Below are 13,790 nucleotides of genomic sequence, written 5' to 3' on the forward strand. Positions count from 1 at the left end.
CCCCCCCGCCCCCCCCGCCCCCCCCCGCCCCCCCTTTCTGTCCAAAAAGCGGAGAAGCCACGTTCCTGAAAAAGGCACAGTCCAGGAGGCCGCTTCCCCCTTTGGTACTGTGCCGGAGGGATCAGCGGTTCCGGGTGCGCCAATACATGAGGGAGTGGAAGCTCACCACCAGCACCCAGCCAAGGCCGGTGGCCAGGGCCACGCCGGACAGGCCCATAGGGCGTATCAGGGCGTAGGAGAGGATGACCCGGGCGGAGATCTGGATGATAGTGCCGTAGACGGGGACGGTCACCTGTCCCCGGCCCCGGAAGTAGCCCACGAAGGTGTTTCCCAGGAAGCAGAGGATGTAAAAGCACCCCACCATCCGCAGGTAAGCCACGCCATTGGTCTGGGTGAAGGAGGAGGTCTCCCCCGCCAGCAGGGCGATGGCGGCGGGGGCGGCAGCGTACAGCAGCACAGACATCACTGCGCCCAGGGCCAGCATCATGAGAAAGCTGGTACGGAACCCCTCCCGCACCCGCCGCTCCTCCCCGGCCCCGGTATTCTGGGCGGTGAAGACAGAGACGGCCTGGGCCCCGCTGTCCCCGAAGGAGTTGGCGAAGCCCTCGATGCGGGTAGTGGCGGTGTAGGCGGAGATCATGGGGGTCCCCATGGAGTTCACCGCCCCCTGGACCAGCAGCTTGCCGATGTAGAGGCTGGACTGGTGCAGGGCGGACACCGCCCCATAGCTCACCGTCCGGCGGAGCAGGCCCCGGTCCAGCCGCCGGTCCTCCCGGCGGAACAGGAGCTGGGGATAGCGCCGGGCCAGATAGAGCAGGCACAGCGCCACGGAGAGCAGCTGGGCCAGCACCGTGGCCCAGGCCGCCCCGGCGATGCCCATGCCCAGCCGGGCCACGAACAGCAGATCCAGAGCCAGATTGGCGGCCATAGCCGCCAGCAGGGCCAGCAGGGCGGAGCGGGTGTCTCCCACAGAGCGCAGGGCGGCGGCGCACAGGTTGTAAAAGAAGGTGGCCAGCAGGCCGCCGAAGATGACCACCAGATACTCCGCGGCCAGCCGGGCCACGTCCTCCGGGGTCTGCATCAGGGTCAGCAGGGGCCGCAGCAGGAGCAGGGCGGCCAGGCTCAGCACCAGGGTGAACAGGCCGCCGAAGACAGAGGCCAGAAACCCCTCCTGCCGGAAGCCGGCCAGATCCCGGCTGCCATACTGCTGAGCAAAGAGGACGGAGATGCCTGTGCAGCAGCCGCTGAGGAGAAAAAGGAACAGGTTCATCACCGTCCCCGCCACCCCGATGGCGGCAAAGGCGGTCTCCCCGGCGAAGCGGCCGATGACCATGGCGTCTATGGTGTTGTACAGCTGCTGGAGGATGTTCCCAAAAATCAGGGGGAGGGCCAGCGACACCAGCTGGGGCGGGATGGAGCCCCGGGTCAGGGCGGCGGTCTCCACAGCGTGTCACCTCACAGTTTCATCAGGTGAGATCAGGATAGCACAGGGAGAAACAGTTGTAAAATAATTGTTTTCTCCCTATAATATATAAAAAAGTTGTATTTTGGGGTGAGACAGGTGACAGAGCTGGACACCCTGCGGGCGGAGCTGGTCCAGGTCGAGGGCATCGAGCTGTGCTGAGGGCTCAGGGGGCCAGGTAGAACTCCAGGGCCTCCCGGACCACCAGCTGGGGCATGCCGGGGCCGGACAGGCTGTGGTCCCCGCCGGGCACTTGGATGAGACGGGCGCCGAAGGTCTGGGCAAAGCGCCGGGCCGCCTCCGGCGAGGCGGTCTGGTCCTCATCCCCGTGGATCATACAGACCCGCTCCTCCCCGGAGCGGTACAGTTGAAAGAGGTCGTGGGCATCCAGATCCGCCAGGAAGGCAGGGGTCAGCTTCAGGGGGCGGACGTAGCCCTGGTCCAGCATGAGGAAGCCCTGCCGCGCCAGCTCCTCCGCCTGCTCCGGCGTGGGGGTATGGAAAAGCAGGGGCATCTCCACCGCCGCGCTGCGCAGGAAGGACCGCGTCCCCCGGTGGGGGCGGGTGGACAGGTAGATCAGATTCAGGTAGGCCCCGAAGCTGGAGGAGAAATAGACCACCCGGGCCCCGGGGGCCAGCTCCAGGGCCCGGGCCTCTGCCCGGGCCAGGTCGTCCAGGCAGTGGCGGATGCTCAGAGCGTCCCCATCCACCGGGCTGTCCCCGTGAGCGGGGAGGTCCAGTGCCAGGGTGCCGATGCCGTGCCGGGGGAGCTCCCCGGCCAGCAGCTGGGCGGTGGGGCTGTCCTTGCTGCTGCCGAAGCCGTGGGTGATGAGGCAGACCATGGACTCGCCGCCCTGGATGGTGTGCCGGCAGGGGATGTTATATCCGTTGAGTCCGGAGAGAAGTTCCTGTGTCATAAGCGCTCCTTTCAAAGGGCGAGGGCCCCTTTTTCTGCTGCACTGCCAAAAGCTGATTTGAAAATACCACAGCAAAATGACCAGGCGGGCAACCGGCGGTCAAACTGGCAGTTATCGTTTCAAGGTATCCTGATACCATTCGTAAGTGGGTTTGATACCCTCCTCTTGCTCAAAGCGTTCTTCCAATGCTCCGTAAAAATATAACTCCAGTAATTTCTTCAAATCCGGCAGAGCCTTACTTCCGTGAAGCAGTCCATCTTCACTCAGGTATTCTTCATTCCAATCAAATTCCTCGTGGTCAAACCAGACTAAAGACCAGGTGAGTGGGTCGTTTTCATCAATCTCCTCCTCTGGTATGGACAAATCAATGCACAGCGGCCCCCAACCACCTCCCCAATCGCCAATGGGAATCAAATTTCGAAAGCAGTCCTCCGGTAGTTCACAAAAATCACGGATCTCTTGCAAAATTTCTATGTTTTTTGACACTTCGTTCATAGATTGTGGGCAGTCGATTGCCAACCAGAGTGGGCCAAGGTCTCCTTTGTCTTCAATAATAGAGCATAGAAAATTGTCATTGCGAATGTTTTGAGGAAGCCGGAATGAAGTCAGAAAAGCCCTGTAGAGAGAGGGCAGCTTGACCTGATGCGCTTGCTCAAATGTAGCAATGTCCTGTTCAGTAATGGAAGATGACACAAATTCCTTGCCAGGGAACCAACCCCGCTCTTGTAATTTTTGACATGCGCTTATCACAAAATTTCTTTCTTCCAAAGGTATCATGGTGTCCCTTGCTCCTTCCTTGGGAGTCCAAACAACCTCCAATTTGTCTTTTTACTTACTTTACCATATTTTTATGTCTTAATCAATGTGTAGTGAAATGGCCAGAGTTGGAACCAATCAGTCAAAGATAAAAATGGAGAGGCGGGACCCGCCGTTGTCAGCCAGGACAGACTCTGCTAGAATAGGAGAGAGACCGACCGGGGCTCTCTGGAGAGGAGGAATGGAGATGGAGGGATGGGACCTGCGGGCGCTGGCGGTGCTGGAGCGGCTGAACGCTGCGGGACACCGGGCCGTCCTGGTGGGAGGCTGCGTCCGGGACAGGCTGATGGGCCGGACGCCCCACGACTATGACGCGGCCACCTCCGCCCGGCCGGAGCAGATCCGGGAGGCCTGTGCCCCCATGCGGGTGGTGGAGACCGGCGTGCGGCACGGGACGGTCACCGTTCTGTCCGGCGGCCTGCCGGTGGAGGTGACCACCTTCCGCCGGGAGGGGCGGTACACCGATCACCGCCGCCCGGACCGGGTGGAGTTCACGGGGGATCTGGGGGAGGATCTGGCCCGCCGGGACTTCACCATAAACGCTATGGCCTGGGAGCCCTCCGGCCTGACTGACCCCTTCGGAGGCCGGGCCGACCTGGCGGCGGGGGTCATCCGCTGCGTGAGGGAGCCGGAGCGCCGCTTCGGTGAGGACGCCCTGCGTCTGCTGCGTGCCCTGCGGTTCGCTGCCCAGCTGGACTTCCGGCTGGAGGAGGGGACGGCCGCCGGCGTGCGAGCCTGCGCCCCCCAGCTGGCCTGCGTCTCCCGGGAGCGGGTGGCGGAGGAGCTGAAGCGGCTGGTCTGCGGCCCGGCGGCGGGCCGGGTGCTGCTGGACTGCCCAGAGGTCCTCACCGGGCAGGTGCTGCCCGAGCTGGCTCCCGCCGTAGGCTTTGACCAGCGCAATCCCCACCACAGCTATGACGTCTACACCCACTGTGTCCGGGCTCTGGAGCGGGTCCCGGCGGAGCCGGGACTGCGGCTGGCGGCCCTGCTCCACGACGTGGGGAAGCCGGGGTGCTGTACCGTGGACCGGGAGGGGGTGGGCCACTTTTACGGACACGCCGCCGCCGGGGCGGAGCTGGCGGATGCCTGCCTGCGCCGCCTGCGGCTGGACAATGCCCTGCGGGAGCGGGTGGTCACCCTGATCCGGCGCCACGACCTCCAGCTGGAGCCGGAGCCCCGGCTGGTGAAGCGGTGGCTGGGGCGGCTGGGGCCGGAGCTCTTCTTCCAGTGGACCGCCCTGGCCAAAGCGGACGCCGGGGCCAAATTTCCGGACCGGGCTCCGGGGGCAGCCCGCTGGGAGCAGGTGGAGGCATTGGCAAGACAGATCCTGGCCGAGAGGCCCTGCCTCACCCTGCGGGACCTGGAGGCGGACGGAAACGACGCCCTGGCCCGGGGCCTGCGGGGGCCCGCGGTGGGCCGGGCGCTGGCCGCCCTGCTGGAAGAGGTGATGGAGGGCCGTCTTCCCAACCACCGGGCCGAGCTGATGGCCGAGCTGGACCGTTTGGCGGGGAGGGAGCGCTGAGCGCTCCGCCGCCCGCTGGGGGCACAAAACAGGACCGGGGGACAGCGCGGGCTGTCCCCCGGGGCATTTATCCCAGCATCACATCCAGCAGCATCATCACCAGGAACCCGCACATGACGCTGGCGGTGCCCACATGGGAGTGCTCCCCCAGGTGGGCCTCCGGGATCAGTTCCTCCACCACCACATAGATCATGGCCCCCGCGGCGAAGGAAAGGACCCAGGGCATCACCAGGGAGACGCTGCCCGCCACCAGTACAGTGAGCAGGCCGAAGATGGGCTCTACCACGCCGGACAGGGCGCCCGCAGCGAAGGCCCTGCCGGTGCCCACGCCGTCGGACCGGAGGGGGAGGGAGATGGCGGCCCCCTCCGGGAAGTTCTGGAGCCCCATCCCGATGGCCAGGGCCACCGCCCCGGCCAGGGCGCCGCTGCCGGTGTCCTGGGCGGCCATGGAGAAGGCCAGCCCCACCGCCATCCCCTCCGGGATGTTGTGCAGGGTGACGGCCAGTACGATCATGGTGGTGCGGCTCAGATGGGCGGGCAGCCCTTCCGGATCGCTGCTGCCGATGTGGAGATGGGGGGTGAGCCGGTCCAGGACCATGAGGAAAGCCCCGCCCAGCAGGAACCCGCCGCCCACCGGAAGGGCGGGGGACTGCCCCATCTCCTCCGCCATTTCCATAGAGGGGATGAGCAGGGACCAGACAGAGGCAGCCACCATCACGCCAGCTGCGAAGCCCAGAAAGATCTTCTGGGTGGCGGGTTTCAGGTCCTCCCGGAAGAAAAACACCATGGCGGCTCCCAGCACGGTGGCCAGACAGGTAAAGCCGGTGCCGATGGCGGCAAAGGTAAGTTCTCGGATCAGCATAGCGACCTCCTGCCCCAGGGACTGGGGCACGTTCAGTTTATGTAGAGCGGGGCCATTCTATTTGGGCGTCCCCGCTCCTGGGGCGGGTCAGAACAGAAACCCGGGCTCCAGGCCGGGCAGGAGCTCCAGCTCTCGGAACATCCCGGCAGTGAGGGCCTCAAACTCCGCCGGGTCCGCCGCCTTGCGCAGCTTTTTGGCATAGCTTTCCGGGTCCCGGAAGAGGTGGATGAGATAGGACCAGAGCTCCTTCATCCGCAGCATGGCGTTGCGCCGGCTGCCGAAGTCACGGGCATAGCCCTCATAGAGGGCGTCGTGGAACGCGCGGAGGGTGTCCCGGTCCGCGCCGGGCCCGCCCTTGGCCTTGGAGGCCAGCGCCGGGTCGGCCACCAGCCCCCTGCCCATCATCAGACCTGCGCCGGGGAAGCGGACAGAGAAAGCTCGGCAGTCCGCCGCTGTCACCAGGTCTCCGTTGTAGCACAGGGGGGTGCGGCTGGCGGCCAGGATGGCGGGGAACAGCTCCGGCCGGGCGGGGCGGCGGTACAGGTCCTCCCGCACCCGGGTATGGACAATGAGCTGGGCGATGGGATACTTGTTGTAGATGTCCAGGATGGGCCAGAACTCCTCCGGGTCCTGGATACCCAGACGGGTCTTGACAGAGACGGCAGTGGGGGAGGCGGAGAAGATGTCCTCCAGCAGGTGGTCCAGTTCCTCCGGCCGCCCCAGCATCCCGGCCCCCTTCCCCTTGGCGGTGACGGTGCCGGAGGGGCAGCCCAGGTTCAGGTTGACCTCCCGGTAGCCCATCCGGGCCAGCTCACCTGCCGCCCAGAGAAAGTCCGCCCCGCTCCGGGTGAGCAGCTGGGGCACCGCATCCAGGTCCCCGTCTTGCTCCGGCAGGATGTCCCGCAGCTCCCGGCGGGTGAACACGTGGTGCTGGCTGGGGGAGAGAAAGGGCATGAAATACCGGTCCACCCCCGGGAAGAACCGGCGGTGGGTCCGGCGGAACAGGGCTCCTGTGATCCCCTCCATGGGGGCGAAAAAGCAGCGCATAGCCTGCAATTACAGACCCGCCGCAGCCAGCAGGGCCTGAGCATCTCTCTCATCAGGGCGGGTGCGGACCGCGTCGAAGTTCTTCAGCAGAAGCTCTGCCTGTCCGGCGGAGACGGGGTCCTGAAGCATGGCCTCATAGCGGCGGCGCACTCCCTCTCCCATGCGCCCAGGACACATGTACCAGCCAATCACGGTGCAGTTCTGGGGGAGTTCACCCTCAAGGCGGCGGATGATCTGAGAAAAATACGCCTGATCCGCACCAAAGCCGGCGGTGCCGAAGAGAAAGATCTGCTTGCCTGCCAGTGAGGGGAGAACAGCCCGCAGACGGTCGGAGCAGGTGCCCTTGTCCGTCCAGAAACCCAGATAGACCAGCTCGGCTTTCGAGCAGTCCAGGGACCCGACTGGACCGCATGGGACGTTGGGCAGGGCATGGGAGAGGGCTTTGGCCAGATATTCTGTGTTTCCTGTGGCGCTGTCATATAAAATGATCTGCTTCATCATCGGGCTCCTTTTTATTCTAAGCAATAGGGACTGATCCTCATGGTGATTATAGCATCCCGGCGGGGCTCTTGTCGACAGCAAGAGAAGGAAAATCATAGCGGTAGGGAGGGAAAATGTTCATGGTAAAATCTTCACAAAATGAAGGAGGCCAAAAATTAAAATTTCATAAATATGCAAGGTATGTTTTGACTTTTGGACAAAAACACAGTAAAATAAAAAGGGGGCTTCTGCCCGATTTTCCGCGGCACGGGATGGCCGCCCCCAGAATTTTAGGATGACAAAACGCAGGAAAAGGAGAATAGAATGATGAAGACAGGTTTGCGGCGCCTGTTGGCGCTGGCCCTGGGAGCGGGGCTGCTGACCGCGAACACCTACGCGGCCGCCACTACATTCACCGATGTGCCCGCCACCTACTGGGGCTATTATTACATTGACCGGGCCGCCACAGAGGGGCTGGTGTCCGGCATCGGAGACAACCAGTATGGACCGGAGCAGACCCTGTCCAACGCCCAGTTCGTCACCATGATCTGCAACATGTTCTATAAGACGGCGGTGGCCGCCAACCAGAACAGCTCCGGCCAGTGGTGGTATCCCTACATGGCCGCAGCCTACTCGGCGGGCATCCTGAGCAACACCACTGTTGCCCAGCGCCGCGCCGCCGCCGGCGGCTGGACCGAGGCCATGGTGAACGCGGAGATCAGCCGCTATGACATGGCCCAGATCATGGTCAACGTGGCCGGCTCCAAGGGGTGGGAGAACCCCAGCGCACTGGATCTGATGGCCGCCCGGATCAGCATCAAGGACTGGAGCACCATCCCCAGCAATTACCAGAATGCTGTGGCCGGGGCTTATGCCAGGAAGCTGCTCAGCGGCGATGAGAACGGTAACTTCAACGGCGCCGCCAGCACCACCCGTGCCCAGGCAGCTGTGGTGCTCTGCTCCCTGTATGACGCCTCCACCACCATCCAGGTGCCCACCTACGTCAACTCCAACCGGCTGGTGAGCGGCAAGACCCCCTCCGAGTCCAACGTGTATGACGACTTGGTGGCCCTGAAGAGCGACTATCCCGAGAACTACCTGTGGGATATGACCCGCAGCTACACCTCCAAGGAACTGGGCACCGCCACCGGCGTGGAGGCCTTTGCCTACATGCTCAGCGACAAGGTGTTCGGCGCCATGGCCGCCAGCAAGCTGAAGGACCCCGCGGACCTGCGGGTGGGCGACGTGGTCAGCTTCGACTCCGGCAGCGACTTCGGCGTGGTGGTCTCTGTGGACCGGAATGACTTCACCTATGTCACCTGTGACAACAGCGGCTGGATCACCTGGAAGGAGACCGCGGACCTGGACGACCTGGACAGCAGGGATACTGTCTACACCCGCTATCTCACCAAGGCCTCCGGCGACGACACCCTGAGCAACGGAGAAAAGGCCACTGAGTCCAACGTGGAGGACCTTCTGGACGACCTGATGGACGACTATGAAGACGGCGACGACTGGGATATGAGCGACCGCTACACCTCCAACGTGTTCGGCTCCGCCAAGGGCGACGAGGCCTTTGCTTACACCATCAGCGACGAGATCTTTGACGAGCTGGATTACAAGAGCGTGAAATATGCCGAGGACCTGCGAGCAGGCGACGTGATCTATGACAGCTGGAATGAGCTGTGGGGTGTCGTGGTGGATGTGGACACCAAGAACGAAGTCTGCACCTACGGCAGCATTGATTCCAAGGACAGGATCGCATGGGATTTCGAGGCTGATTTCGATGACCTGGACGAGATGTACACCCGCTATCCCAGCAGCTCTTCTTCATCCTCTGACGATGAACTGACCAACGGCAAGAGCATCACGGAGAGCAATGTTGAAAAATATCTGAGCGAGTTCGAGGACGATAGGGATTACGGCGATGGCAAAGAGTGGGATGACGATGATGAAGACTTTGCCTGGAGCCTGAGCGACGAGATCTTCGGTGATGTGGACTATACGAAGCACAGCAAGACCAGTAAGCTGAAGATTGGCGATATCATCTATGATGACGACGAAGGACTGTATGGCGTGGTCATAGATATCGATGAAGACCGTGAACGGGCCTACTATGTGAGCGTGTACTCTGACGGCGAAATCGACTGGAATTTCTGGACCTATTTTGACGATATCACTACGATTTATACCCGCTATCCCGACAGCACTTCCTCTGACGATACACTGGCAAACGGCAAGACAGCCACGACAAAGAATGTAACAGCCTTGCTGGATGATCTGGAGAACGATTATTCTGGAACAAAATGGTCGGATAGCAAGAGCTATACCTCCGATGAATTTGGAAAGGGCACTGGTCCCCAAGGGTTTGCTTATAAGCTGAGTGATGAGGTGTTTGGGAATCTGGAGGCCCGCGAGGTAAAGGACTTTGATGACCTGCAGGTCGGTGATCTGATTGAACTCTGGGACGAAGACGAGTATGGAGTGATCGTCGAGATCGATGGTGACGATATCTATTACGCTTATGTGAAAAGTAGTGAAAAGATCAGTTGGAGCGGATGGATCGATGTAGATGACTTGGACAGTGATGATACTGCCTACACCCGCTACCCCGACTGATACGCGAACGACAGATCTGACCTCACAGGCGCGCGGCTCAAAAAGCCGCGCGCCTGTTTCATCTCCTTCCCGTCCATCTTCACGCCCCATCTCAGGGGCGTCCCTCCACACGGGCCAATAGGCCGGGCGAGCCTGGGACCTGCCCCTGCATGGAAGCTGGGAACAAATATACCCCGCATGGCGCGCATGCCCTGATCCCGATGTAGGGGCGGGCTGGCCCCGCCGGCCCCAAAGGTATCCCGCCCTGTCACCAGCTTTCCTCAAAAAAGAGGTATATTTTTTCCCAAAAAGCTGGTAGAATAAACCGAAAACATACACAAGGAGTGAGCTTATGGTCCATCTTTACTGCGGAGAGGGCAAGGGTAAGACCACTGCCGCCATGGGGCTGGCCCTGCGGATGGCGGGCCGGGGAAAGCGGGTGGTGGTGGCCCAGTTCCTAAAGGGGGCGGACAGCGGCGAGCGTTATGCCCTGGCCATGCTGCCTCAGGTCACCCTGCTCCCCCTGCCGGAGCGGGTGAAATTCTCCTTTCAGCTCACCCCGGAGGAGCGGGAGGCGGAGCAGGCCCGCTATCTGGCCTTGGCGGAGCAGGCCCGGACACTGGGGGCACAGCCGGACTGCGGACTGCTGGTGCTGGACGAGGTCTGTGCTGCGGTGAACACCGGCCTGCTCCCACTGGAAGAGGTGATCTCCTGCCTGGACCGTGCGGCGGGGGAGGTGGTCCTCACCGGGCGGGACCCCGACCCGGCCCTGGTGGGACGGGCGGACTACATCACTGAGATGGGCAAGCTGCGCCATCCCTTTGACCTGGGGACGGCGGCCCGGCCTGGGGTGGAGTACTGAGGGCAACATCGCCATAAATGTGAAAAAATCGTGAAAAACTCCCGCCGGACAGTTGCAATATTTCGTGCAAATAGGTATAATATTTCCGCGACTGTCAAAGGAGGCCTGTGGGGGCCCCCGGAGGGCGGCGGCGACTTGGGCTTGTTTGAGACATGCCGGTACGTCCGGTGCCGCCGTGTTTCAGACAAGCCCCAGGATTGAAGAAAGGAATGAAGTAAATGGCAACAAAGTATGTGTACCTCTTCTCTGAGGGCAACGCCAACATGCGTGAGCTGCTGGGAGGCAAGGGCGCCAACCTGGCCGAGATGACCAATATCGGCCTGCCCGTGCCCCAGGGCTTCACCATCACCACCGAGGCGTGCACTCAGTACTATGAGGACGGCCAGAAGATCAACGACGAGATCCAGGCGCAGATCATGGAGTATATCGTCAAGATGGAGGAGATCACCGGCAAGAAGTTCGGCGATCTGGACAACCCCCTGCTGGTCTCTGTCCGTTCCGGCGCCCGGGCCTCCATGCCCGGCATGATGGACACCATCCTCAACCTGGGCCTGAACGAGCAGGTGGTGGAGGTCATGGCCCAGAAGTCCAACAACCCCCGCTGGGCCTGGGACTGCTACCGCCGCTTTATCCAGATGTACTCCGACGTGGTCATGGAGGTGGGCAAGAAGTACTTTGAGCAGCTCATCGACAAGATGAAGGAGGAGCGCGGCGTCACCCAGGACGTGGAGCTCACCGCTGATGACCTGAAGGAGCTGGCCGGCCAGTTCAAGGCCGAGTACAAGGCCAAGATCGGCGTGGACTTCCCCACCGACCCCAAGGAGCAGCTGATGGGCGCCATCAAGGCCGTGTTCCGCTCCTGGGACAACCCCCGCGCCAACGTCTACCGCCGGGACAACGACATCCCCTACTCCTGGGGCACCGCCGTCAACGTGCAGTCCATGGCTTTCGGCAACATGGGTGACGACTGCGGCACCGGCGTGGCTTTCACCCGCAACCCCGCCACCGGCGAGAAGAAGCTGTTCGGTGAGTTCCTGACCAACGCCCAGGGCGAGGACGTGGTGGCCGGTGTCCGGACCCCCATGCCCATCGCGGAGATGGCCGAGAAGTTCCCCGAGGCCTTTGCCCAGTTCGAGGGCGTCTGCAAGACCCTGGAGGACCACTATCGGGATATGCAGGACATGGAGTTCACCGTGGAGCACGGCAAGCTCTTCATGCTCCAGACCCGCAACGGCAAGCGCACCCCCGCCGCCGCCCTGAAGATCGCCTGCGACCTGGTGGACGAGGGCATGATCGACGAGAAGAAGGCCGTGGCCATGATCGAGCCCCGCTCTCTGGACACCCTGCTCCACCCCCAGTTTGACGCCGAGGTCCTGAAGAAGACTCCTGTCATCGGCTCTGCTCTGGCCGCCTCCCCCGGCGCCGCCTCCGGCAAGATCGTCTTCACCGCTGAGGACGCCAAGGAGTGGGCCGCCCGGGGCGAGAAGGTGGTCCTGGTCCGCCTGGAGACCTCTCCCGAGGATATCGAGGGCATGAAGGCCGCCCAGGGCATCCTCACTGTCCGCGGCGGCATGACCTCTCACGCCGCCGTCGTGGCCCGCGGCATGGGCACCTGCTGCGTGTCCGGCTGCTCCGCCATCGTTATGGATGAGGAGAACAAGCAGTTCCAGCTCGCCGGCAAGACCTTCCACGAGGGCGACTGGCTGAGCTTGGACGGCTCTACCGGCAAGATCTATGACGGCGCCATCCCCACTGTGGATGCCTCCATCGGCGGCGAGTTCGGCCGGGTCATGGCCTGGTGCGACAAGTACCGCCGCCTCCAGGTCCGCACCAACGCCGACACCCCCCACGACGCCGCCCAGGCCCGCAAGTTCGGCGCCCAGGGCATCGGCCTGTGCCGCACCGAGCACATGTTCTTCGACGAGGACCGCATCCCCGCCATCCGGGAGATGATCTGCTCCGACACCGTGGAGCAGCGCGAGAAGGCTCTGGCCAAGCTGGAGCCCATGCAGCAGAGCGACTTCGAGGGCATCTATGAGGCTATGGAGGGCTGCCCCGTCACCATCCGCTTCCTGGACCCCCCGCTCCACGAGTTCGTGCCCACCGAGGAGGCTGACATCGAGAAGCTGGCCAACGACATGGGCAAGACTGTCGCTGACATCAAGGCTATCATCGCCGGCCTGCACGAGTTCAACCCCATGATGGGCCACCGGGGCTGCCGTCTGGCCGTGACCTACCCCGAGATCGCCGCCATGCAGACCCGCGCCGTCATCAAGGCAGCGCTGAATATCCAGGCCAAGCACCCTGAGTGGAACATGGTCCCCGAGATCATGATCCCCCTGGTGGGCGAGGTCAAGGAGCTGGCCTATGTGAAGAAGGTGGTCACCGAGACCGCCGACGCCATCATCGCTTCTGTCAAGTCCGACATGAAGTATAAGGTGGGCACCATGATCGAGATCCCCCGTGCCGCTATCACCGCTGACGAGATCGCCAAGCAGGCCGACTTCTTCTCCTTTGGCACCAACGACCTGACTCAGATGACCTTCGGCTTCAGCCGTGACGACGCGGGCAAGTTCCTGGATGCCTACTACGATAGGAAGATCTATGAGAACGATCCCTTTGCCAAGCTGGACCAGAAGGGCGTGGGCCGTCTGATCGAGATGGCTGCCAAGCTGGGCCGTACCGCTAACCCCGACCTGCATCTGGGCATCTGCGGTGAGCACGGCGGCGATCCCTCCTCTGTGGAGTTCTGCCACCGTGTGGGCCTGGACTATGTTTCCTGCTCCCCCTTCCGTGTACCCATCGCCCGTCTGGCCGCCGCGCAGGCTGCCATCAAAGAGGGCTGATCCCAAGCAATCCTCTGTGAAAAAAGCGCCCCGCTCATATGAGCGGGGCGCTTTTTTTAGCTCAAAGGCGGGAGAGAGCACAAGGAGTGCCTCAGAACAGGCTGAGGATCAGGATGGTGTACCGCTTCAGGTCCAGCATCCCGCACCCGAGAGCGATGTGGTAGTTTTCTGATGCGCCCCATCCCAGCTCGCACAGCAATGTGCTGGATCTGCTGACTATGTGGAGTTGGACTCCTCGAAAAGTCCGCGTCCCCAAGGGCTGAAAAGGGACACTGGGAACGCTTTAAGAACAAAAAAGACGCGCAGCGTTTCAACCGGAATTACGCGGTAAGACGCTGTACGTTGTATCCATATTATCTAAAACTGCAAAGGGAATTTT

General features: G+C 62.4%; 10 protein-coding genes. 4 read left to right on the plus strand and 6 right to left on the minus strand.

The genetic code is table 11. The features are described 5' to 3' along the window. Positions 1-121: 121 nt before the first annotated feature. The 3 genes from NE584_RS10525 to NE584_RS10535 all read right to left on the minus strand — a co-directional run bounded on the left by NE584_RS10525 (position 122) and on the right by NE584_RS10535 (position 3,155). Entirely contained in the window at positions 122-1,444 is a 1,323-nt protein-coding gene (locus tag NE584_RS10525; RefSeq protein WP_256182749.1) for an MATE family efflux transporter, read from the minus strand. Between the two features lie 184 nt (positions 1,445-1,628). Beyond that, positions 1,629-2,378, minus strand: coding sequence for an alpha/beta hydrolase (locus NE584_RS10530; protein ID WP_108979675.1), 750 nt, complete (start codon positions 2,376-2,378; stop codon positions 1,629-1,631). Between the two features lie 111 nt (positions 2,379-2,489). Further along, positions 2,490-3,155 (minus strand): SMI1/KNR4 family protein, encoded by a 666-nt coding sequence (locus NE584_RS10535; protein WP_256182750.1) that lies wholly within the window; start codon positions 3,153-3,155, stop codon positions 2,490-2,492. A gap of 226 nt (positions 3,156-3,381) precedes the next feature. On the opposite strand from NE584_RS10535, the gene NE584_RS10540 reads away from it, so the two are divergent. Further along, positions 3,382-4,716 carry a CCA tRNA nucleotidyltransferase gene (locus NE584_RS10540; protein WP_256182751.1) on the plus strand — a complete coding sequence of 445 codons (1,335 nt, stop codon included), beginning with the start codon at positions 3,382-3,384 and terminating at the stop codon, positions 4,714-4,716. Between the two features lie 67 nt (positions 4,717-4,783). On the opposite strand, the gene NE584_RS10545 is transcribed toward NE584_RS10540, so the two are convergent. The 3 genes from NE584_RS10545 to bilS form a co-directional block, all read right to left on the minus strand. After that, the gene (locus NE584_RS10545) at positions 4,784-5,578 is read right to left on the minus strand and encodes a ZIP family metal transporter (protein ID WP_108979672.1); all 795 of its coding nucleotides are present in this window, start codon (positions 5,576-5,578) and stop codon (positions 4,784-4,786) included. An 87-nt stretch (positions 5,579-5,665) separates the two neighbouring features. Continuing rightward, positions 5,666-6,625: a tRNA-dihydrouridine synthase gene (locus tag NE584_RS10550; RefSeq protein ID WP_256182773.1), complete on the minus strand. Its 960-nt coding sequence runs from the start codon at positions 6,623-6,625 to the stop codon at positions 5,666-5,668. A 9-nt stretch (positions 6,626-6,634) separates the two neighbouring features. Continuing rightward, positions 6,635-7,123, minus strand: a complete 489-nt coding sequence (bilS, locus tag NE584_RS10555) for a flavodoxin family protein BilS (protein WP_157954645.1) — start codon at positions 7,121-7,123, stop codon at positions 6,635-6,637. 306 nt (positions 7,124-7,429) lie between these two features. On the opposite strand from bilS, the gene NE584_RS10560 reads away from it, so the two are divergent. The 3 genes from NE584_RS10560 (at position 7,430) to ppdK (ending at position 13,411) form a co-directional block, all read left to right on the plus strand. Beyond that, complete coding sequence (locus tag NE584_RS10560; RefSeq protein ID WP_256182752.1) at positions 7,430-9,724, plus strand: S-layer homology domain-containing protein; 2,295 nt, start codon at positions 7,430-7,432, stop codon at positions 9,722-9,724. A 331-nt stretch (positions 9,725-10,055) separates the two neighbouring features. Continuing rightward, a complete protein-coding gene (locus tag NE584_RS10565; protein ID WP_108979668.1) occupies positions 10,056-10,565 on the plus strand; it encodes a cob(I)yrinic acid a,c-diamide adenosyltransferase in 510 nt (169 codons plus the stop codon). Positions 10,566-10,783: 218 nt separating this feature from the next. Continuing rightward, on the plus strand, positions 10,784-13,411 hold the full coding sequence (gene ppdK / locus NE584_RS10570; RefSeq protein ID WP_050622619.1) for a pyruvate, phosphate dikinase: 2,628 nt from the start codon (positions 10,784-10,786) through the stop codon (positions 13,409-13,411). Positions 13,412-13,790: the final 379 nt, after the last annotated feature.

The sequence above is a fragment of the Clostridium sp. DFI.5.61 genome (genome assembly GCF_024462915.1).
Classification (GTDB): Bacteria; Bacillota; Clostridia; order Oscillospirales; family Oscillospiraceae; genus Lawsonibacter; species Lawsonibacter asaccharolyticus.

What these genes read in the sequence shown, in the direction of transcription:
- NE584_RS10530 (WP_108979675.1), bottom strand. Translation starts at nt 2,378, where the DNA reads ATGACACAGGAACTTCTCTCCGGACTCAACGGATATAACATCCCCTGC.
- NE584_RS10535 (WP_256182750.1), bottom strand. Translation starts at nt 3,155, where the DNA reads ATGATACCTTTGGAAGAAAGAAATTTTGTGATAAGCGCATGTCAAAAA.
- NE584_RS10540 (WP_256182751.1), top strand. Translation starts at nt 3,382, where the DNA reads ATGGAGGGATGGGACCTGCGGGCGCTGGCGGTGCTGGAGCGGCTGAAC.
- NE584_RS10545 (WP_108979672.1), bottom strand. Translation starts at nt 5,578, where the DNA reads ATGCTGATCCGAGAACTTACCTTTGCCGCCATCGGCACCGGCTTTACC.
- NE584_RS10550 (WP_256182773.1), bottom strand. Translation starts at nt 6,625, where the DNA reads ATGCGCTGCTTTTTCGCCCCCATGGAGGGGATCACAGGAGCCCTGTTC.
- bilS (WP_157954645.1), bottom strand. Translation starts at nt 7,123, where the DNA reads ATGAAGCAGATCATTTTATATGACAGCGCCACAGGAAACACAGAATAT.
- NE584_RS10560 (WP_256182752.1), top strand. Translation starts at nt 7,430, where the DNA reads ATGATGAAGACAGGTTTGCGGCGCCTGTTGGCGCTGGCCCTGGGAGCG.
- NE584_RS10565 (WP_108979668.1), top strand. Translation starts at nt 10,056, where the DNA reads ATGGTCCATCTTTACTGCGGAGAGGGCAAGGGTAAGACCACTGCCGCC.
- ppdK (WP_050622619.1), top strand. Translation starts at nt 10,784, where the DNA reads ATGGCAACAAAGTATGTGTACCTCTTCTCTGAGGGCAACGCCAACATG.